We start from the raw sequence: 19,394 nt of genomic DNA, 5'->3' as shown, positions 1-19,394 counted from the left end.
GCTGACATGACCGAATCCGATCGGCCCGGCCCGGAGCATCTCAGGCCCGGACACGTCGATGACGACACCATCGCTGCCGTGGGGAAACTGTCCGAGGCGCTCGAGTGTGTCGAGCGCGCGCGGGGGCATCTGTACGACATGCATCAACTGATCGGACACGCCGACCGTCTGCTCGGTGAGGCCGCCGACAAGCTCCGGGCCAGCGGCCACGGGGAACACTCGAGACGACTCGAGGACGAGTTGGTGGGTCGCAACGTCATCACCGGTCGCTGGACATTCCAGATCGTCGAGGAGTTCGATGACAACTACTGGTCTGTTTTTCGCGCGGAGGAAAAGCGTGTCCGAGACGCTCTCCAAGACGGAAAGCGGCACGTGTTCGAGTCCGAGATGAAGGAGCGCCGTCGTACTCACGGCAAACCGGGGCACAGTTCACGGCCGTGAACGCTCTAGCCGCCGATCTCAGTGGCCGCTGGGGTCGGTGAGGTTCTTTCCTTCCGCCGCCATCACGCGCTTGTGCTCGAGCAGGACGACCGTCAGGCCGATGGCGAAAAGAACGATACACACGGGGGCGCCGATCCACACCCACCCCGCGAAGCCGTATCCCGCCGCCGTCAGCGTCAAGGCCAGCGCGACAAAGGCCGCGCCGATGAAGACGTATCCCGGCCAGTTCCGTGAGTCGGTGAGGGCCTCGCCCGCGTGGCTCCTGGCCGTCCTGTCGTCGTCCTGCGGATGTTCGTTCTCGTTGCGTGTATCCGGTGACATCATTTTCGACCTTTCCAACCCTCGTATGGTTCGTCGACCTCTAATTCTGGCTGTATTCCACCCCTGGAGGGGTCCAAACCGGCCAATGGCCTTGCGTGCTGAACCCGCGCACCTAGGACAAGTCGGCTGCGCGACGACGCATCAGCTCACGGTGGCCGTAGGTTGCGTTCAGGATCTCGTCGCGATCCGCGACAGAGGAGCCCACAGCTCCGGCGACGATGCCGAGCGAGGCCGCCAGCCAGGAAAGCGCCAGATAGTCCCCGAGCGATGCCCGCCGGCCGATCTGTTCGGACAGAAAGTCGGGAGGGATGATAACGGCAGACGAAGCCAATACCACGGCGAACAGCACCGCGTACATGCAGAGCACTCCGGTCAGAACAGTCCCGACCGTGGCTGCGTTGTACATCGATCGATCGGTCATCGAAGCCCGGAACGTGCGGTGCTCCCACAGTCCGTGCGGAAATATGAGCCAGATCGTCATGGCAACCACGGCCAGCGCGCCGATCACCGTCAGGCGCGCCAGGGTCATCGATGACGCCATTTGCCAGATGCTGGCGTAGAAGACACCGAAGGCCGATGCCGCGCTCGCCGCGGCCAACGCGCCCGACAGTGTCGGCACGAGGCGCCACGGCCGATTGCAGCGAATCATGCCCGAGATCAGACGCAGGCGACCGAAGGCGCCGGACGCCAGCAACACCCGATCGTCGCTCCCGTCGGCTTCACCATCTTCGTGGTTGGGCGAGCTCGGCTGCCACCGTGTCTCGAACTGCGTCAACGGCGGCCGCGAGTCCGAGTCGGTGCCGAGCAGCTCGTGCAACACCGTGATTGCGGACCTGATTGCGCGACGCCGCACGGCGATGGTGCCCAAGGACGGGACGTACAGCGCGCCCGTCGAATTGTCGTGCAATTCGGCGACAACCGGCCGTGATCGTAGCCGGCGAGGTACCTCCGACACGCACAGCACGATGTCGTAGGACTCGGTCGCCTGCACGGACTCGAGCCATTGACCGAGCTGAGCGGCTCCTGTCGGGGTGGGAGGCAAAGTGACCGAAGCGCGAGCGACCTCGAGCCCTATGGCGGTGCCGTCGACGCGTACGTGATCGGGGAGGGCATCGATGATCGCCGAGGCGATGGTCGAAGCGAAACCTTCGTCACTGACGACGCCCACACGCAGTATCCGTTGGGAATGCCCTGTGTTTGCCTCGTCGGGTCGTGGGTGCTCTTCGTTGTACGACATGTGCCTCGCGTACCCGTCTGCGCCGACGGACACACCGACCTCGAGAAGGGGTTCTGCCGGCAGTGTGCGGGAGGTTGATCCTCAGTTGGACAGAAGTGAGCTCTCGTCCGCGTTCCATGCCGACAGGATGTGATCACCCAGCGCGCCCTCGATGAGGTCGAAGGCACGCATTCCGAAGACGACGTCCGCTTCGAGGTCGGGCTCGCCGCGCACCAGATCTCCGACGACGTCGTGGCGCAGAATCTGCTCGTGCACGGCGTCGGCCTCGACGTGTTCGCGGTAGAACGCGACACACGGCTCCGGCGCGCCGAGCCGTTGCAGCGCCGCGACGAATCTGCGCGAACCGGGTGAGGAGGTGATCTCGGTTGCCGCGAAATGGCCTACCGTCGCTCCGCGTGAACCACGGTGCAGCCCGAACAGCGACATGAGATTGACCGAGGCCAGCGACTGCGCCGGAACCTGGTCCACGTAGCCGAGGTAAGACGAGTCCAGTCCTGCCGAGTCCATCAAGTCGGCCCACAGTTGCTGGTGCACCCGTTCACCGCGGCCACCGCCGTACTCGTCGAACTCGACGGTCACGAACGAGGCCTTGGCCTGACCTTGCAGCCGGGGGATGGCCCAGGCGTGCGGATCCGCTTCTTTGAGGTGGTAGATCGATCGATGCGTGAAGTACTCCCGCATCTGATCCCACGTGCCACTGTCCTGCAAGAACCACGACGGACCGGTTCCTGTAGTCGGCTCGATCGACAGGGCGTCCATTTCGGCCACCACGTCGCCTCCGGTTTCGATGTTGTCGCGGAGATAGTCCATGAAGGCCGTCTCGAGCATCCGGCGCAGGCGCAGAACATCGGGATCCCACTCCACCTCGTCGTCGACTCCCTCGAACCCCCGATAGTGCAGCTCATAGCACATCGTCAACGCCAGGTGCAGATCGCGCGACATCGGATCGGGCGTGTGCACAGAGGTGGGTAGCGCTCCGGTGTCACCGCTCGACAGCGCTCTGCTCACGCTTTCGGACAGGATCCCGCAGGGCGCCGGGAGGGGCGGCGCGGAGCGCAGAGAAGCAACAGTCATGTTGTATGACTACCCGAGCCTGAGGGGATCAATCCTCCTTGCCTGCACACTGGTGTGTCGTGAGTCATGCGCGGAAGGTGCGGTGTGTTCTCCCGCTTCTGGTTTCGTGCTCTGTTGCAGTGGGTATCGGACCGTGCGGCGCGGACTTGCTGCGAATCTAGCCTCGGACAACAGTTTCGACGTCATCCACAACCACAACCACAGTCTGCACTATCTGCAGGTCGCCTCGGTCATATCGCGGGTGGGACCGCGTCGCCACCTCAGCGCCGCAGACGGTCTAGTTCGGCAGGGATAAACGACGTTCACGGTTGCTCGCCACCCGTGGTGGGTTTATATCGCCCCCGCCCGGGGCAACCTCAGCTATCGACTACGGAGGATGCTGTGACCACTGCTGGTGAACGTACATACCCGTCCATCTTCGTCGACGATGGAGTATACGCACCGCAGGAGGATTCGTTCTTGCTGTGCAACGAGATTGCGCGGCGCAGCGCGTTCTCGGGGGCGCGAGTACTCGATATGTGCACCGGTAGCGGAATCGCGGCGATCGAAGCGGCGCGAAACGGTGCGCGAGAAGTGTTCGCATACGATATCTCCGAGCGCGCCGTGGCCTGCGCGGGTGCCAACGCAGCCACCAATGGTGTGGATGTCGATGTCCGTGTGGGAACGTTGCGCGACGCGGTCGACGAAGGCCCGTTCGACGTGATCGTTTCCAATCCGCCCTACGTTCCGTCTCCGCACGACCCGTCCGGGGCGGGTTTGCATCGCGCCTGGGACGCAGGCGACCGTGGCCGCATAGTGTTGGACCTGCTGTGCAGTAGCGCATTTCGGCTTCTCTCACGCGGGGGTGTGCTGCTGATGGTGCAGTCGGAATTCTCGGACACGGAAGAGTCGCTCCGGCAGCTACGCCTGAGCGGTCTGCGAGCCGGTGTGGTGCGAAGGCAGACCGTAGAGTTCGGGCCTGTCATGTACCAGCGCGCGTCGTGGCTCGAAGCGATGGGAAAGCTCGAAATCGATTGTCGACAAGAAGAATTGGTAGTCATCGAGGGATACTTTCCCTAGTTCGCTACAAGAGTGCATTCGGGTCGATCACGTCGACTTCGTAGCCGTCTTCGCGAAGCCGGAACAGGCTCTCGTTCAGCAGTCCGCGCGCGGCTTCGTCCACTTCGCGTACATGCCGGAAGTCCACTTCGATCATTCGTCGACCGGGGAAGCCTTCGGTGAACCGAGCGACTACGGTTTCTGCACCGGCGAAACGGAGGTCGCCCTGCAATTCCACTCGGTACGACTCTTCGCGATCGTGCATCGCCCTTATCGCGGATTGGCCGGTGGAGGACACGTGCATCATGTGCAGTTCCAGATCCCGCGACAGACGCTCGAACACAGCGACACCGCGCACGCTGTTGCCGTGTGCGTTCAATCGTGGTGACACAACGGCCACCCCTACCTGACCGGGAAGAACGCCGATGATCGCGCCCGCCACCCCGCTCTTGGCCGGAATTCCCACTGTGAAGATCCAACTGCCGGAACCGTCGTACATTCCGCAAGTGGCCATCGTGGCGAGTACGCGCCGATCGGTGGCGGCGTCGAGCAGTCGCTCTCCGGTGGTGGGAGAGATTCCGCCGTTGGCCATCACCGACGCGATGGTCGCGAGATCGCGGCAACTGACCGAGATGGAGCATTGTCCGGCGTAGCCCTCGACGACATCTGCGGGTTCGGCGCCGAGTACCCCGACCGCCTTCAATAGGTGCGCTATACCGGTATTGCGATCGTCGGCAGCGAGCTCGGCTTCGTGAACTGCCCTGTCCACCGACAGTTCACGCCCCGCCAGCGCACTGTGCAGTGCGCGAATGCGTTCGACACGATGCTCGACCGAATCCGCCTTCACCATCGCGTGCACGGCGAGCGCGCCTGCGTTGATCAGTGCATTGCGCGGGCGCCCCGTCTCCGGCTCCAACGAGATCTCGTTGAACGAGTCACCGGAGGGCTCTGTGTCGACCACGCGCAGCATCGCTTCGATGCCGTTGTCGTCGAGGGCAAGTGCGTAGGTGAGCGTCTTGGAGATGGACTGGATGGAGAACAGATCGTCGACGTCGCCGGCGGTGTAGATCGACCCGCCGACACTCGACAGAGCAACACCGAAGAAATCGGGATCGGCTTTGGCGAGCTCGCTGTTGCCCTCGGGAATGGTCCCGCCGTCGAGATCGCGGCACTCGAGCAGGATTCGTTCCAGATACTCGGGTATCGGTGACTTCACGATGTGGGACTACCCCCGACGCGGATCGTGCGTAGGAATCGAGCTGCGACCACGAGAAGTGCCACCGTCAGAGTCACCGTGACCGCGTCGCGAACGGAAAGGGCAATCGCTGCGGTGGCAAACAGCGCGATTGCGCCGAGCACATCGAGCAGCAACCGAACCAGCGGCTCATCCAAAAGAATCGGCATTCCGGCCGGCAACGTGTGTGAGCGAAGACTTGCCGCGTGGTCGACGGCCCCGGTGGTGGTCATCGTTGTCCGCGCCGGGGGTGCACGGTGCAGCTCGAATTCATGATCGAAAGAACTCCTCAGGTCGTTGCTACCGCGAATACCCCTGTTTCGCCGTGATCAACCTGAAACGCGTTTGTTTTTCGACGCCCGAGCTGTGAGGTCCGTCATGCGCGATGGTCTAGTCCGGTGGGTGCACTTCGGCGATCTCGGCGACATAGGCGTCGAGGTTCACACGCACTCGCCCCGACCTCGGCGGAGACCCGATTCCGAAAGCGCGTACGACCGCCGCGACGGACGCCCCGCCCAGCGCGACATCGCTGCCGAGTTGAGGCCACGTCGAGAGGGTCGTGCCGATTTCCGGTAGCGAAGCCAGCATGCGGACGGTCAGTTTTCGCGGGTCCAGTATGCGTGCGGCCAGCGGCGCTTTTTCCGCATTGGTGAGCCCTACCAGGGCGGACGCGTCGACGTCACCGAGCAGTCCGTGTAGCAACGGCCGGTCCGGTTCGAGATCGAATCGCTCCACGTCGAGAATTCCGCCATCGCTCGTTTCCATCACCACCGGGATTCCGCGTCGACGAGCATGCTCACGCAGAACGAGCTTCGCATCGAGTGAATCGCATTCGTCGACCACGATGTCGAGGCCGTCCATGAACGAATCCACTGTGGTCTCGGTCAACCCTTGTGGAAACGTCAGGACGGACAAGTAGGGATCCACCTCGGCGATGCGGCGCGCTGCGACGACCGACTTGTTGACACCGAGATCGAACACCGTGGCCGGGACACGGTTGAGGTTGGACAGGTCGAGTTCGTCGAAATCCGCCAGGCGGAGCTCGCCGCACAGGCCTTCGATCGCGAGTGTGTGAGCAACGGCATGTCCGACACTGAGTCCGACAACTCCGACAGTCAGGTCGGCCATACGTGCCTGCTCGTCGGCGGTGATCTTGTTTCGATTGCGGTCCAGCCGCAGGCGGCGGTAGCCGAGCGGGCCGAGCACACGCACGAGAGCTCCTCGCCACGGGTAGTGGATCCAGCGAGGATCCTCGTCCAACACATCCGCTTGCGGCATCGGCAGCAGCTCACGCAATGAATCAAGTTGGGTTGCCGTGGTATCCAGAATCCGAGTGCCGGCGACCGCGGCCAGGTCGTCGATCCTGGCCTTGTCGACACTGCTGACTGCATTCAACACCTGATGCTCGGCCACGCCGCCCTCGTTCCCGTGAGTTCATCGATCACCGGTGCGGTTTCCGGCGACTACTTACTGCGCTGCGGTCAAAGTATCCGACGGTTGGCGTCCGAGAAGGTGTTGACGCACCGAGTGCAGGAAGAAACGGCAAGAATGGACCAGGCTGCCGTTCGGCAGAAGGATCGTCGGCTGCAATTTACTCGAGTCGGCAGTTGTTTCGTTGGTTCCGACCGGAATCTTCGACTTTCTATGTCAAGGAGTGCTCGATGCCCGCACACACCCCTCAAACCGTTGTCGCCGAAACCGTTGTCCCCGGGACCGGCCGATACCAGAGCAGAGAAGCACGCACGGTGCGTGGCAGATACGCCGTGCGCCGGGGCTATCTCGGCTCCTCGTTCGGTCCGAGTTCGAGTTGGAGCGTCGACGGCGCGATGTCCCTCATCGTGGCAACACCCGCCGCCGCCCCTGATCTGTGGTCGCGGTACGTCGACGGCGCCTGGGAGTCCTACTCTCGACACGGCGTGACGGTCGCGCTGGATATGGACGAGGTCGCCTCCGGGGCGACGACAACCTTGTTCTACGTCGTGCAGGATCGCGATGGTCACATGCTCGGCGGGGTTCGCGCCCAGGGTCCGTACACGTTCATCGAGCAGTCGCACGTGTTGACCGAATGGCAGAATTCACCCGGCCTCGACGCTGTCACGGCGGGTCTTCGAGCGAGACTGCCCTACGGGATAGTCGAGATGAAGAGCGCCTGGGTCGGCACCGGCGGCCCCGCCCGGGCCGTCTCGTCGATGTTGGCCCGCACCGCCTTGCCGACTCTGAATCTGACCGGTAGCAGGTATCTGCTCGCGAGCGCAGCCGATCATGTCCTGCGGCAATGGGAGTCCTCAGGTGGACGGATCGACGTGCAGGTGCCTGCCGCCGCTTATCCGAGTGCCGAGTACCGCACGAGAATGATGTGGTGGGATCGCGAGAGCATCGGTCGGGAGGCGCAGCCAGCCGTGTGGGAAGCGATGACTACACACGCTCGCGAACTGACCGGCCGCGAAGTCACTTCGGCCGCCGTTGCGTGAACGGGCGCTGTTACAGCGCCGTGCGCCGGGTCTGTTCGGACGGGCGGTGCCGATGATCGGCGCCGCGCGGAGCCCAGGTGACCAGGATGGTGCCAGCATGTGACGCGCGGTCACGTCCGTTGGCTTTCGCGTCGTAGAGAGCTTTGTCGGCAGCATGCATGATGGTGTCGATGACATGTTCGACGTGTGGATGGTCGACGTGCTCGACATTCAAGTTTTCGGAGCTTCCGGAATTGTCGAAGTCGCCGAAAGTGAGGCGAGGATCGAGCGGTCCCCGGACGTCGACGGTGACCGAACCGACGCTGACGGTGACATCGCAGTCACGTCGGACCTGTTCGAGTATCGCTGTATCGAGCGGGTTTTTCGGCGTCCCCTCGGTGAGAACGAGAAACTCTTCGCCGCCGATTCGGGACACGATGGAGCCTACCGAACCCAGTTCGTCGGTCGCATGACCTAGCGCTTGGGCGATGGTCACCAGGACGCGGTCACCTGCTGCATGTCCCAGGCTGTCGTTGACGATTTTGAAATGATCGATGTCGATCACGAACGCGCAGATCTGGCCCCGGCGGTCTCGTGTCTTCTCCAGGAGCGCCTCCACCTGGGAGAGCATTCCGCGGCGATTGAGCAACCTGGTCAATGGGTCGGTGTTGGCAAGGATGTTGAGTCGTCCGTTGACGGCGAGCAGCGAACGGCGCAGTGCGCCGATCAAGATCACGGGGACGAGCACCGTGGTGGCTGCCGCACCGACTGCCACGAAGGTGATCGCCAAACCCGAGGACGACAGGGTGATGACCGAGAGCCATGTTGCCAACGCGACCGAGGCGGTGGTGAGTGCAGTGGTGACTCGTAGGGCGGATCCGGAGGCCGCAATGGCAGGAACGACGGCGAGCATCGAACTGACAGCACGGGTTCCTGCAGGATCGGCGATGAGATACGCCGATAGAGCCACACCGAGCATTCCGCCCGCACCGAGAACCGCGAATTGCACGTCGTTCAGTCGGCCCACCTTGGCGGCGACCAGAACGGTGGCTGCGGTGAACGTCACGATCGCGGCGAGCGTCGGAAAAGCGCCGGGGCGCAGGAACGATGGCGACAGCAATGCGATGGCCAGTAGCGGAAGCGCCCCTGACGCACTCACGATGACCATCGCGGTACGGGTATCGAAGCGCGAGAAGAAGCGATGCGGTTCTGCACTGGTGTTGCGCAGGATCGCGCTCATATGTCGGTGGCCTCGGGTCGCGGACGGTTGTCGACGTCAGCATAGCCACGTTTCGGCTCACAGCATCGCGGACGTGCCGCTGCTGTTGCTGACGCCTCGGCGCGCCCCCTCGCCGAGATCGAAGTTGTGCACCATTTCGGTGCAATTTCGAGACGCAACCTCGATCTCGGCGAAGATGGGGGCGTGGCGGGAAATACGAGGAACGCGGGGCAGTCGGTAGCGAGCCGATTGCTCGCCATCCTTGCGGTATTCGATGAGCAGCATTCGTCGCTGACGCTGACCGAGCTCTCCGCCGGTTCCGGTCTCGCGGTGGCGACCACCCATCGGCTGGTGCGCGAACTCGTCGAATGGGGCGCGTTGGTGCGTACAGACTCGGGGGCCTACGTCGTCGGACGGCGTCTGTGGAAGCTGGGAATGCTGGCGTCCGATCAATCCGACATACGCGATATCGCATCACCGTTTCTGCACGACATCTACGGTGCGACGAAGGCCACGGTTCACCTGGCCATCAGGGAAGGCGACGAGGTGCTCTATCTCGACCGACTCGCCGGACACGCTTCGGTGCCCGCGGTCAGTCGCGTCGGATCGCGCCTGCCGCTGCATGCCACCGGGGTCGGCAAGATCCTGCTGGCGTTCGCGCCGGCGGAAGTGCAATCGCGCGTTATGGGTTCGCTGACGCGGATCACCCCGTACACCGTCACCAGTCCCGGCCAGCTGGGCCGTGAGCTCGCCCGTGTCCAGCGCGACGGGTATGCGCAGACCGTCGAGGAGATGACACTCGGGGCATGCTCGGTCGCGGTGCCGGTACGCCGCGGTGACGGCGAGGTGGCCGCCGCAGTGGGAGTCGTCGTGCCTCGGTTGGGTCGCGAGCGAGTCGCATTGATCGCCTCGCTGCAGGTTGCCGCGCGTGGCATCGGACGCAGTTTGAGGGAGAGTTCCGCTCAGTGAAAGTGAATGCTGGTAGTGATGGCGGTCACGATGTGTACTTCTCGCCATGCGTACCGAAGTCGCCATCATCGGAGCCGGCCCTGCCGGCCTCCTTCTGTCCCACCTGCTGGCCGATCAGGGCATCGATTCGATACTGATCGAGACCAGAAGCCAGCAGTACGTCCTGTCGCGGATCCGCGCCGGCATCCTCGCGCACTCGACCGTCGAGTTGCTCGACGCCATCGGACTCGGGACGAGGCTGCACGCCGAAGGGCAGGAACATCGCGGCATCTACTTGCAGTGGCCGCAGGAACGTCACCACATCGACTTCGTCGATCTGGTGGGGCGCAGCGTGTGGGTGTACGGGCAGACCGAGGTCACCAAGGACCTCGTTTCCGCTCGCGAAACTGCAGGGCAAGCGATGTTCTACGAGGTATCCGATACGGCGTTGCACGATGTCGACACCGAAGCGCCCTACGTGACCTTCACCGACTCCTCGGGTGCGGCGGTACGTATCGACGCGGCGGTCATCGCTGGCTGTGACGGGTCCTTCGGCCCCAGCCGGGCCGCGATGCCCGAGTCGGTGCGGCAGACGTGGGAGCGCACCTACCCGTATTCCTGGCTCGGCGTCCTCGCAGATGTGGCGCCGTCGACGGACGAGCTCATCTACGCCTGGCACCCGGACGGCTTCGCCATGCATTCGATGCGTTCGCCGAAGGTGAGCAGGTTGTACTTGCAGGTGCCCAACGGCACCGACGTCGGAACCTGGTCCGATGACCGTATCTGGGACGCGTTGGCCGAGCGGCTCGGTCACGGTCAGGACGGCTGGAGTCTCGAACGCGGCCCGATCACGGACAAGAGCGTTCTCCCGATGCGCAGCTACGTGCAGACTCCGATGCGCCACGGACGACTGTTCCTTGCGGGCGACGCGGCGCACATCGTTCCGCCGACGGGCGCGAAAGGGCTCAATCTCGCGGTCGCCGACGTGGCACTGCTGGCGCCTGCCCTGGCAGCGTTGCTGCGCAAGGGCGAGGAGCGCCTGGCGGACTCCTACAGCGAGGACGCGCTTCGTCGGGTCTGGCGGTGCACTCACTTCTCCTGGTGGATGACGACGATGCTGCACACGAGCGCCGACCCCTTCGGCGCGCAACTGCAGCTCTCGCAGCTGCGGTGGGTCGCGAGCAGTGAAGCCGGAGCGATGGGCCTGGCCGAGAATTACGCGGGTCTACCGATCGGTTTCTGACGCCCCGGCCTGGGCCTGTTCTTCCCTTGCGCTCGCGAGGAGGTATCTATAAATCCAAGTACCTGCTATTCTGGGTAACAGAAAAGATCATCGTCGCCAGAGGGAAGAAGGCACCATGACCAGCACGCTCAACGCACCGACTGCGGTTCCCGCAACCGAGGACGTTTCAGCTCGGCTGCTCGATTCGGCTGCACTGCTCTCCTATGACCCTGCCGACGAGGTGGACTGGGACGCAGATCTCGATCCGAAGCTGTACGGACTCAACCCGCAGTGGAGCACCCTGTACGGGACCGACATGTGGAACGAGATGACCGAGGACCAGCGCATCCTGCTGACGCGCCACGAGGTCTGCTCGATCATGAGCACCGGAATCTGGTTCGAAATGATCCTCCAGCAGATGGTGCTGCGCGATCAGTACTGCAAGGATTCCTCGGCATCGGACTTCCAGTTCGCTCTCACCGAAATCGCCGACGAGTGCCGCCACTCGATCATGTTCGCTCGTGCGTGCACGAAGATGGGCATCAAGGCATACGTGCCTGGTCGCATCTCACGTGAACTAGGTCGCGGGTTCAAGGCCATTGCCTCGGCTGAAACCGCCTACGGCGGCATTCTCGTCGCCGAGGAGGTCCTGGACGTGATGCAGCGCGACTGGATGCGCGGCGAAGATGTACTGCCCCTGGTCCGGACGACGAGCAAGATCCACGTCGTCGAGGAGTCGCGCCACATGACGTTCGCTCGTCAGCAGATGCGCGAGCGAATCGAAGGCAAGAGCGCCGCGCGTCGCAAGGCCAGCGCGTTGGTGGTTGCCATCGCAGCCCGCATGATCGTGTCCAACATGGTCAGCAAGGACGTGTACGTCAACGCCGGACTCGACGCTGATCGCGCGGTTCGTGAAGCAAAGAACAACGCGCACCATCACATGATGATGCGCACCAGCAGCGAGCACCTCATGGCGTTCTTGCACGATTGCGGCTTGGTGACCAAGCCTGCCGAGGTAATTTACAAGCGCCTGCATATGTTGTGACGGTGTTTTGTACGGTGCTGGCAGGGGCGTGATGGTCTTGCCGAGGACGAGAAGAGAACTGACATGGCCTTTGCCATCACCCAAAATTGCTGCAACGACGCGTCCTGCCTGTCGGTGTGTCCTGTCAACTGCATCCACCCGACGCCTGATGAACCCGATTTCGGCCACACCGAATCGCTCTACATAGATCCACGCACGTGCATCGACTGCGGCGCGTGCGCGGATGCATGCCCGGTCGACGCGATCACCCGCGTGTCGAGGCTGCCCGCGGACCAGGCCATCTACGCGGAGATCAACGCCGACTACTACCGTGACCGTCCCGTGGTCGCGGAGTGGGCGACACCGAAGTTCCCTCCTGCCGCCATCAACACGATGCCTCGGTTCGACGTCGCCATCGTCGGCACCGGTCCCGCAGCCTGCTACGCCGCACAGGCTCTGCTTCGTGTTCCCAGCAGCCGCATCACCTTCTATGACAGGCTTCGCGTTCCCGGAGGCCTGGCGCGGTTCGGGGTTGCGCCCGATCACACCGGCACACGCCGGATCGGTGAGCACTTCCGCAGCATGTTCACGCATCCTCGAGTGACGATGAAACTCGGAGTCGACGTCGGTGTGGACGTCTCGCACGCGACACTGAGCGAGCGTCACGACTACGTCGTCTACGCCGTGGGCGCCGATACCGACCGCCATCTGGACATCCCCGGCATCGACCTGCCTGGTTCGATGAGCGCTCGAACCGTGGTCGGGTGGTACACCGGGCACCCGGATGTGCCGGCCGACGCAATCGATCTGACCGGCGTCCGACGGGTCACCATCATCGGGAACGGGAACGTCGCACTCGACGCGGCACGCATCCTCACCGCCGATCCCGAGAATCTCGTCGGCACCGACATCTCACCGCACGCGCTCGCCGCGCTGCGCGCGAGCACTGTGTCAGAGGTTGTCATCGCCGCCCGGCGCGGCCCGGAACACGCCGCGTTCACGCGTTCGGAGTGCCAGGCGCTCGTCACCCGGCGGGGAGTCGAGGTGGCTGTTTCAGGCCCCGAGGGGACGAAACAGTCGATCGAGGAACTGCCGATGTCGGCACCGGCGTCGGCGCTGCAGAACGCTGCCGTCGTGGATCTGAACGACAACGACGTCGTCCCCGCGCTCGGGTCGGCCCGCCGAATCGTCTTCGGCTTCGGCCGAGCCCCCATTGGTGTGAGCGGTAGCCAACGAGTTGACGGCGTCGAGTTCGAGGACGGCACAGTCGTGGCGTCGGATCTGGTTCTGCTTGCCATCGGGTACCGCGGTCGGCCTTCACCCGGGCTGCCTTTCGACACCGCCAAAGGTGCGATCCGCAACGTCGGCGGGCGCATCGTGGACGACAATGACGCGCGAGTGCCGGGACGCTATGTCGTAGGTTGGGCCAAGCGTGGCGCGACCGGCGGAATCGGCGACAACAAGGTCGACTCCGAGGAAACTGTCGAGGCCCTGCTCGAGGACATCGCGGACGCTCCGCCTAGCGAACGCCGACGGCTCGGTCGAGTGAAACTGCGTTCGGGGCGCTAAGCCGATCTTCACGCCTGGAAACACATTCGGGGGGCTGTGGTCTCAACCCACCCGAACATGTCGGCGACAACCCGAGCAAGTCGGAGCGTGCCGTTCATGGCTCTACCCGCAGACCCGTCGATGCAAAACACTGTCATCACGATCGGCACGGTATGGGTCTGAGCGCGGAGCAGGACCTTTTGCGACGACGACACCGAGTTTCGACGGCTGAGGACGCTCTCACGGCACTGCAATCGCAAGGCCCGTGAAGTCGTGGAGGAGATGGTGCACAATTTCGCCCGATAGTGTGGATTCCATGCCCACGACTCGAACTCGCGTGCCCGAAGAGGTGGTCCTCGTCGACGACGAGGGACACGCCGTTGGAACACAACCGAAGTCGACCGTCCACACCACCGACACACCCCTGCACCTGGCCTTCTCGTGCTACGTGTTCAACTCGAACAATGAGGTGTTGGTCACGCGGCGCGCAGGCCACAAGAAGACCTGGCCCGATGTGACCACCAACAGCTGCTGCGGACACCCGGCACCCGGTGAGGATCTCGGCGGCGCTGTGATCCGCCGGCTCGGACAGGAGTTGGGGATCGTCGTCGCGGATCCTTGGCTGCTTCTGCCCGATTTTCGGTACCGGGCGGTTATGGCCGACGGAACCGTCGAGAACGAGCTGTGCCCGGTGTATGGCGTCCTCTACGACGGCCCGGACCCGCAGCCGGACCCAGAGGAAGTCTCGCGCGCCGAGTGGATCCCGTGGGCGGAGTTCTCTCGGTTCGTCGACGAGGGTGGCGCGGTTTCGCCGTGGTGTGCCGAACAGATGCCGCGCTTGCGTGCCTTGGGTGACGATCCCGCACTGTGGCCGCCTGGAAGCGCATCGGATCTACCGCCGGCTGCTCGTCACCCTTGAGGAGGTCGTCGACCTCGGACGACGTCAGCTCGTGTCATTCGAACGAATGACGCTGAAAACTGTATAGTCCGGTCGGTGTCTTCCGAGTGCTTTCCGCCAACAGCGTCCGTAGAGGCGCGCGAACGGGTCGGTGACGATGCAGCAGCGCGCTGAGAACACACGCCAGGCTGTGCTGATGGGCGCGGCCGTGAGCTTCGAGAAGTTCGGCTACGGGACAGCCAGCCTGTCGACCATCCTGGCGCACGCTGGAGTCACCAAAGGGGCGATGTACTTCCACTTCTCCTCCAAGGAGGAGCTCGCTCATGCCGTGATCGACGCGCAGCACCACATGGCAATGGATGGTTTGCGGGCCATCATCGACGATGTTCCCGTCGCCTTGGATGCGTTGATTCTGGCCAGCCAGGAAATGGCGCGCCAGCTGGTCGTCGAACCCATCGCGCGCGGTGGTATGCGGCTGACTCTGGAAATCGGGAGCATCCGCGGGCCCGTCCAACGGCCGTATCTCGACTGGATCGAATCCATCCGAGTTCTGGCCGAGCGGGCAGCGCGCGAGGGTGACCTCATCGAGGGCGTCGATGTCGATGCGCTCGCGAGGTTCGTCGTCGGTGCCTTCACCGGAGTTCAGACTCTCTCCGACGTCCTCTACAGTCGGTCCGATCTCTACGCGCGCCTGACGGAGATGTGGCGGTTGTTGCTGCCGGCGATCGCGGCGCCACACGCGCTCGATCGCGTCCGCGCGCTTGCCGACGGCGAACCCCGCAAAGGGACAGAACCCGTAACCTAGTGTGGACTGCATGACCGATGTACTCTCCCGGCGCGATCTCGACTTCCTTCTCTACGAATGGCTGGACGTCGAGTCGCTCACCTCGGCCAAGCGTTTCGCCGAGCATTCGAAGGACACGTTCGACGCAGTGCTCGACCTGTGTGCGGACATCGCGCACAAGCATTTCGAGCCGCACAACAAGCTCTCCGACGCCGTCGAACCCCGGATGCGGCCAGACGGCACCGTGGAGATGATCGAGGACGTCAAAGCTGCTCTCGACGTCTACTCGGCCGCCGGGCTCATCGCCGGCCAGTTCGACGAGGCCCTGGGCGGTATGCAGCTGCCGACGACCGTGGCCCGTGCCGCGATGGCATGGTTCCAAGCCGCGAACGCCTCGACCTCGGCGTATCCGTTCCTCACGATGGCCAATGCCAATCTCATTGCGACCTACGGTACGGCCGAACAGATCGACCACTATGTTCGTCCGATGCTCGAGGGCAAGTACTTCGGCACGATGTGTCTGTCGGAGCCGCAGGCCGGATCATCGCTTGCCGATATCACCACGCGCGCGGTGAAGCAGGACGATGACAGCTACCGGATCACCGGAACCAAGATGTGGATCTCCGGGGGAGACCACGAACTCACCGAGAACATCGTTCATCTCGTCCTCGCCAAAGCAGCAGGCGGTGGCCCGGGAGTCAAGGGAATCTCATTGTTCGTGGTTCCGAAGTACCTGCCCGACGGGGTCCGCAACGACGTCACCCTCGTGGGCCTCAATCACAAGATGGGCAATCGCGGTACCACGAACACCCTGCTGAACTTCGGCGACGGAACCAATGCCGTCGCCGGCAACGATGCAGCGGGTGCGGTCGGATTTCTGGTCGGTGAAGAGCATCGCGGACTGTCCTACATGTTCCACATGATGAACGAGGCTCGCATCGGTGTCGGATTCCTTGCGATCTCGCTCGGGTACGTCGGATACCTGAAATCACTCGACTACGCGAAAGTACGAACGCAGGGACGGCCGCTGGGCGCGAAGGACCCGTCGTCCCCGCCCGTCGCGTTGATCGAACACGCAGACGTCCGGCGCATGCTGCTGGCCCAGAAATCGTACGTCGAAGGAGCGCTGGCACTGGGGCTCTACTGCTCGAGGCTGGTGGACGAGCAGGACTCCACCGACAACGACCGGATCAAGAGCGAATCGACTCTGCTGCTCGATGTGCTCACCCCCATCGCGAAGAGCTGGCCGTCGCACTGGTGCCTCGAAGCGAACTCCCTCGCCATCCAGATCCACGGCGGCTACGGCTACACCCGCGACTACGACGTCGAGCAGTACTACCGGGACAACCGACTCAATCCGATCCACGAGGGCACCACCGGCATTCAGGGACTCGACCTACTCGGCCGCAAGGTCACGATGCAGGGTGGCGCCGGCCTGCTACTGCTGGGATCGCGACTGACCGAGACCGTCGAACGAGCCCGCGGGGCCAGCGGTGACACCGTCGAATTCGCGGCCAGGCTCGAGTCCTCGTGGAACGACATCGTCACCGTCACAGCCACCCTGTGGTCCACCGGTGATCCGGCTGTGGCGCTGGCGAACTCAACGGTGTATCTCGAGGCGATGGGGCACATCGTCATCGCCTGGATGTGGCTCGAGCAACTCACCGCCGTCGAGGGCAAGAGTGGGGACTTCTACGACGGCAAGCGCCGAGCCGCCCGATACTTCTTCGTGTACGAGTTGCCCAAGGTCGCACCGCAACTCGCTCTGTTGTCGAGCCTGGACCGGACGACGCTGGACATGAAACCCGAGTGGTTCTGACTCTTCAGCGCATCAACAGCGTGAACGAGTGCTCGCGAATCAGAATGCTCGGGCCCGCGGACTCGTACGCCTGATCTGGGTCGCTGGAGAGGCTCTGCTTCCAGTTCCCGGTCGGTAGCGTGAACTCCACCGGCGAGGAGGAGGCATTGACCAGCCACGCGAACACGGCATCGTCTCCCTCGGATGCCATGGCCACCAACATGGACAGCGCGGAATCGTCGGCCCAGTCCTCCTCGCCGAACTGTTGGCCGTCGGCTCGGTGGAAGTCGACGTAGGTCTTCTCGTCGGACTCGCTCGCGTGCCGGAACCAGATCGGTCGTAGCGCGGGATGGTCCCTGCGAAGACGGATCAAATCGGTGGTGAACTGCTGCAGATCGCGATCGCCGCCGGCCCAGTCGAACCAGGACAGCTCGTTGTCCTGGCAGTAGGCGTTGTTGTTGCCGTTCTGGGTCCGTCCGATCTCGTCCCCGCCGAGAATCATCGGCACGCCAGCCGAGAGCAGCAGGGTGGCAAGATGATTGCGTTGTTGACGAGCGCGCAGGGCGAGGATGCCCTCGTCCTCGGTCGGTCCTTCGGCTCCGCAACCCCAGGACCGGTTGTCGGATTCACCGTCCGTGTTGTCCTCACCGTTGGCATCGTTGTGTTTGTCGTCGTAGCTGTTGAGGTCGGCCAGCGTGAATCCATCGTGCGCTGTCACGAAGTTCACACTCGCGAGCGTCGGACGACGGGTGTCCTCGTACACGTCGGGGCTACCGGTGATGCGTTGAGCCAACGCACCGAGCGAGCCCTCCACCCCGCGCCAGAAATCGCGGACGTCGTCGCGGAACTTGCCGTTCCACTCCGACCACCTGGCGGGGAACCCGCCGACCTGATACCCGTGCGTGTCCCAGGGTTCCGCGATTAGCTTCACCGATGCGAGAGTGGGGTCCTGATGCACGAGGCTGAGGAAGGCGCTGTGCATGTCCAGAGCCGAGTCCTGACGGGTCAACGTACTCGCCAGATCGAATCGGAAACCGTCGACGTGCATTTCGGTGACCCAGTAGCGCAGCGAATCCATGATCAACGCGAGCGCGGCGGGATGCCCCACGTTGAGACTGTTTCCGGTACCTGTGGTGTCGAAGTACGAACTGCGATCGGAATCGACCAGCCGGTAGTAGGACCGATTGTCAATTCCCTTCAGCGACAACGTGGGCCCGAGGTGATTGCCCTCTGCGGTGTGGTTGTAGACCACGTCGAGTATGACTTCGATGCCAGCCTCGTGAAGTGCTTTGACCATCGTCTTGAACTCGTCGACCTGGCCTCCCTCGTCGCCCGCACTGCTGTACTCGTTGTGGGGCGCGAAGAAGCCGATGGAGTTGTACCCCCAGTAGTTTCGGCGGCCGTCCTCGAGGAGATGAGAGTCCTGCACGAACTGATGAACGGGGAGTAACTCGACCGCCGTGACTCCGAGGTCTACGAGAGCCGCGATCGCTGCGGGATGGGTCAGACCGGCGTAGGTGCCGCGGAGCGACTCGTCGACATCGGGATGCCGCGCAGTGAAGCCCTTGACGTGCACCTCGTAGACGACGCTGGCATCGAGTGGGATCCGGGGCGGAGTATCGGTGCCCCAGTCGAAATCAGAGTGCGAGACCACCGACACAGGCATGAACGGAGCGGAGTCGACCTCGTTGAGTGTTGCGGGCTCCTCGTGATGGTGAGAGAAGACGGCCTCGTCCCACTCGACCGAACCGGCGACCGCCCGCGCGTAGGGGTCGAGCAGAAGCTTGTCGACGTTGTGCCGCAGACCCTCCGGTGGATCCCAGGGCCCGTCGACGCGCAAGCCGTACCGGGTTCCGTGGTCCAGGCCGTCGACGAATCCGTGGAAGACGTGTCCGGTCCTGCTACCGAGATCGGTGCTGGAGACCTCGTTGTTCGACTCGTCCACGATGACTACCGTGACCGAATCGGCCGTTTCGGAGTAGACGGCGACATCGGCCTTCCCATCGGGCCGCAGCGAGACGCCGAGTGGATACGGCACGGATGTAGACGTACTCGCGGTGGAGGTGCTTTCGGCGGTGGTCTTCGCTGCGGTCATCGCCCCGATCTACCCAGTTCGGTGCCGATGCACACTTGTGGGCACGGCTCGTCTCGGGTCGAA

At 63.6% G+C, this 19,394-nt stretch carries 18 protein-coding genes; 10 read left to right on the top strand and 8 right to left on the bottom strand.

From position 1 onward, the window contains the following. Positions 1-6: 6 nt before the first annotated feature. Positions 7-441, top strand: a complete 435-nt coding sequence (locus tag KVY23_RS03665) for a hypothetical protein (RefSeq protein ID WP_230555339.1) — start codon at positions 7-9, stop codon at positions 439-441. Positions 442-459: 18 nt separating this feature from the next. Here KVY23_RS03665 and KVY23_RS03660 read toward each other — a convergent pair whose 3' ends face one another. The 3 genes from KVY23_RS03660 to KVY23_RS03650 all read right to left on the bottom strand — a co-directional run bounded on the left by KVY23_RS03660 (position 460) and on the right by KVY23_RS03650 (position 3,073). Then, positions 460-765, bottom strand: coding sequence for a hypothetical protein (locus KVY23_RS03660; protein WP_230555338.1), 306 nt, complete (start codon positions 763-765; stop codon positions 460-462). Between the two features lie 109 nt (positions 766-874). Further along, a complete protein-coding gene (locus KVY23_RS03655; protein ID WP_230555337.1) occupies positions 875-1,999 on the bottom strand; it encodes a hypothetical protein in 1,125 nt (374 codons plus the stop codon). 81 nt (positions 2,000-2,080) lie between these two features. Beyond that, the gene (locus KVY23_RS03650) at positions 2,081-3,073 is read right to left on the bottom strand and encodes an iron-containing redox enzyme family protein (RefSeq protein WP_230555336.1); all 993 of its coding nucleotides are present in this window, start codon (positions 3,071-3,073) and stop codon (positions 2,081-2,083) included. Between the two features lie 381 nt (positions 3,074-3,454). On the opposite strand from KVY23_RS03650, the gene KVY23_RS03645 reads away from it, so the two are divergent. Further along, entirely contained in the window at positions 3,455-4,132 is a 678-nt protein-coding gene (locus KVY23_RS03645) for a HemK2/MTQ2 family protein methyltransferase (RefSeq protein WP_230555335.1), read from the top strand. Positions 4,133-4,136: 4 nt separating this feature from the next. On the opposite strand, the gene glsA is transcribed toward KVY23_RS03645, so the two are convergent. The 3 genes from glsA to KVY23_RS03630 all read right to left on the bottom strand — a co-directional run bounded on the left by glsA (position 4,137) and on the right by KVY23_RS03630 (position 6,758). Beyond that, on the bottom strand, positions 4,137-5,327 hold the full coding sequence (gene glsA / locus KVY23_RS03640; RefSeq protein WP_230555334.1) for a glutaminase A: 1,191 nt from the start codon (positions 5,325-5,327) through the stop codon (positions 4,137-4,139). Beyond that, the gene (locus tag KVY23_RS03635; RefSeq protein ID WP_230555333.1) at positions 5,324-5,578 is read right to left on the bottom strand and encodes a hypothetical protein; all 255 of its coding nucleotides are present in this window, start codon (positions 5,576-5,578) and stop codon (positions 5,324-5,326) included. Before KVY23_RS03635 ends, glsA begins: the two co-directional genes overlap by 4 nt. Positions 5,579-5,735: 157 nt before the next feature. Next, positions 5,736-6,758 carry an Rv1355c family protein gene (locus KVY23_RS03630; protein ID WP_230555332.1) on the bottom strand — a complete coding sequence of 341 codons (1,023 nt, stop codon included), beginning with the start codon at positions 6,756-6,758 and terminating at the stop codon, positions 5,736-5,738. Between the two features lie 248 nt (positions 6,759-7,006). Between KVY23_RS03630 and KVY23_RS03625 the strand changes: the two genes are divergently transcribed. Continuing rightward, on the top strand, positions 7,007-7,816 hold the full coding sequence (locus KVY23_RS03625) for a hypothetical protein (RefSeq protein ID WP_230555331.1): 810 nt from the start codon (positions 7,007-7,009) through the stop codon (positions 7,814-7,816). Between the two features lie 10 nt (positions 7,817-7,826). On the opposite strand, the gene KVY23_RS03620 is transcribed toward KVY23_RS03625, so the two are convergent. Then, complete coding sequence (locus tag KVY23_RS03620) at positions 7,827-9,035, bottom strand: GGDEF domain-containing protein (protein WP_230555330.1); 1,209 nt, start codon at positions 9,033-9,035, stop codon at positions 7,827-7,829. A gap of 183 nt (positions 9,036-9,218) precedes the next feature. Between KVY23_RS03620 and KVY23_RS03615 the strand changes: the two genes are divergently transcribed. From KVY23_RS03615 to KVY23_RS03585, 7 genes are all read left to right on the top strand, one after another. Beyond that, positions 9,219-9,983 (top strand): IclR family transcriptional regulator, encoded by a 765-nt coding sequence (locus tag KVY23_RS03615; RefSeq protein WP_230555329.1) that lies wholly within the window; start codon positions 9,219-9,221, stop codon positions 9,981-9,983. A 46-nt stretch (positions 9,984-10,029) separates the two neighbouring features. Beyond that, the gene (locus KVY23_RS03610) at positions 10,030-11,205 is read left to right on the top strand and encodes a 4-hydroxybenzoate 3-monooxygenase (RefSeq protein ID WP_230555328.1); all 1,176 of its coding nucleotides are present in this window, start codon (positions 10,030-10,032) and stop codon (positions 11,203-11,205) included. 115 nt (positions 11,206-11,320) lie between these two features. After that, positions 11,321-12,229, top strand: coding sequence for a diiron oxygenase (locus KVY23_RS03605; RefSeq protein ID WP_230555327.1), 909 nt, complete (start codon positions 11,321-11,323; stop codon positions 12,227-12,229). Positions 12,230-12,292: 63 nt separating this feature from the next. After that, complete coding sequence (locus KVY23_RS03600; protein ID WP_230555326.1) at positions 12,293-13,777, top strand: FAD-dependent oxidoreductase; 1,485 nt, start codon at positions 12,293-12,295, stop codon at positions 13,775-13,777. 295 nt (positions 13,778-14,072) lie between these two features. Further along, on the top strand, positions 14,073-14,675 hold the full coding sequence (idi, locus tag KVY23_RS03595) for an isopentenyl-diphosphate Delta-isomerase (RefSeq protein WP_230555325.1): 603 nt from the start codon (positions 14,073-14,075) through the stop codon (positions 14,673-14,675). A gap of 136 nt (positions 14,676-14,811) precedes the next feature. After that, a complete protein-coding gene (locus tag KVY23_RS03590; RefSeq protein WP_230555502.1) occupies positions 14,812-15,459 on the top strand; it encodes a ScbR family autoregulator-binding transcription factor in 648 nt (215 codons plus the stop codon). Between the two features lie 10 nt (positions 15,460-15,469). Next, positions 15,470-17,257: an acyl-CoA dehydrogenase gene (locus tag KVY23_RS03585; RefSeq protein ID WP_230555324.1), complete on the top strand. Its 1,788-nt coding sequence runs from the start codon at positions 15,470-15,472 to the stop codon at positions 17,255-17,257. 4 nt (positions 17,258-17,261) lie between these two features. Here KVY23_RS03585 and glgX read toward each other — a convergent pair whose 3' ends face one another. Further along, on the bottom strand, positions 17,262-19,331 hold the full coding sequence (gene glgX / locus KVY23_RS03580) for a glycogen debranching protein GlgX (protein WP_230555323.1): 2,070 nt from the start codon (positions 19,329-19,331) through the stop codon (positions 17,262-17,264). Between the last annotated feature and the right edge of the window lie 63 nt (positions 19,332-19,394).

The organism is Rhodococcus sp. I2R (assembly GCF_020889545.1).
Classification (GTDB): Bacteria; Actinomycetota; Actinomycetes; order Mycobacteriales; family Mycobacteriaceae; genus Rhodococcoides.
Note: the sequence above shows the minus strand (reverse complement) of the source record. Positions and strands in the feature narration are given on the sequence as shown.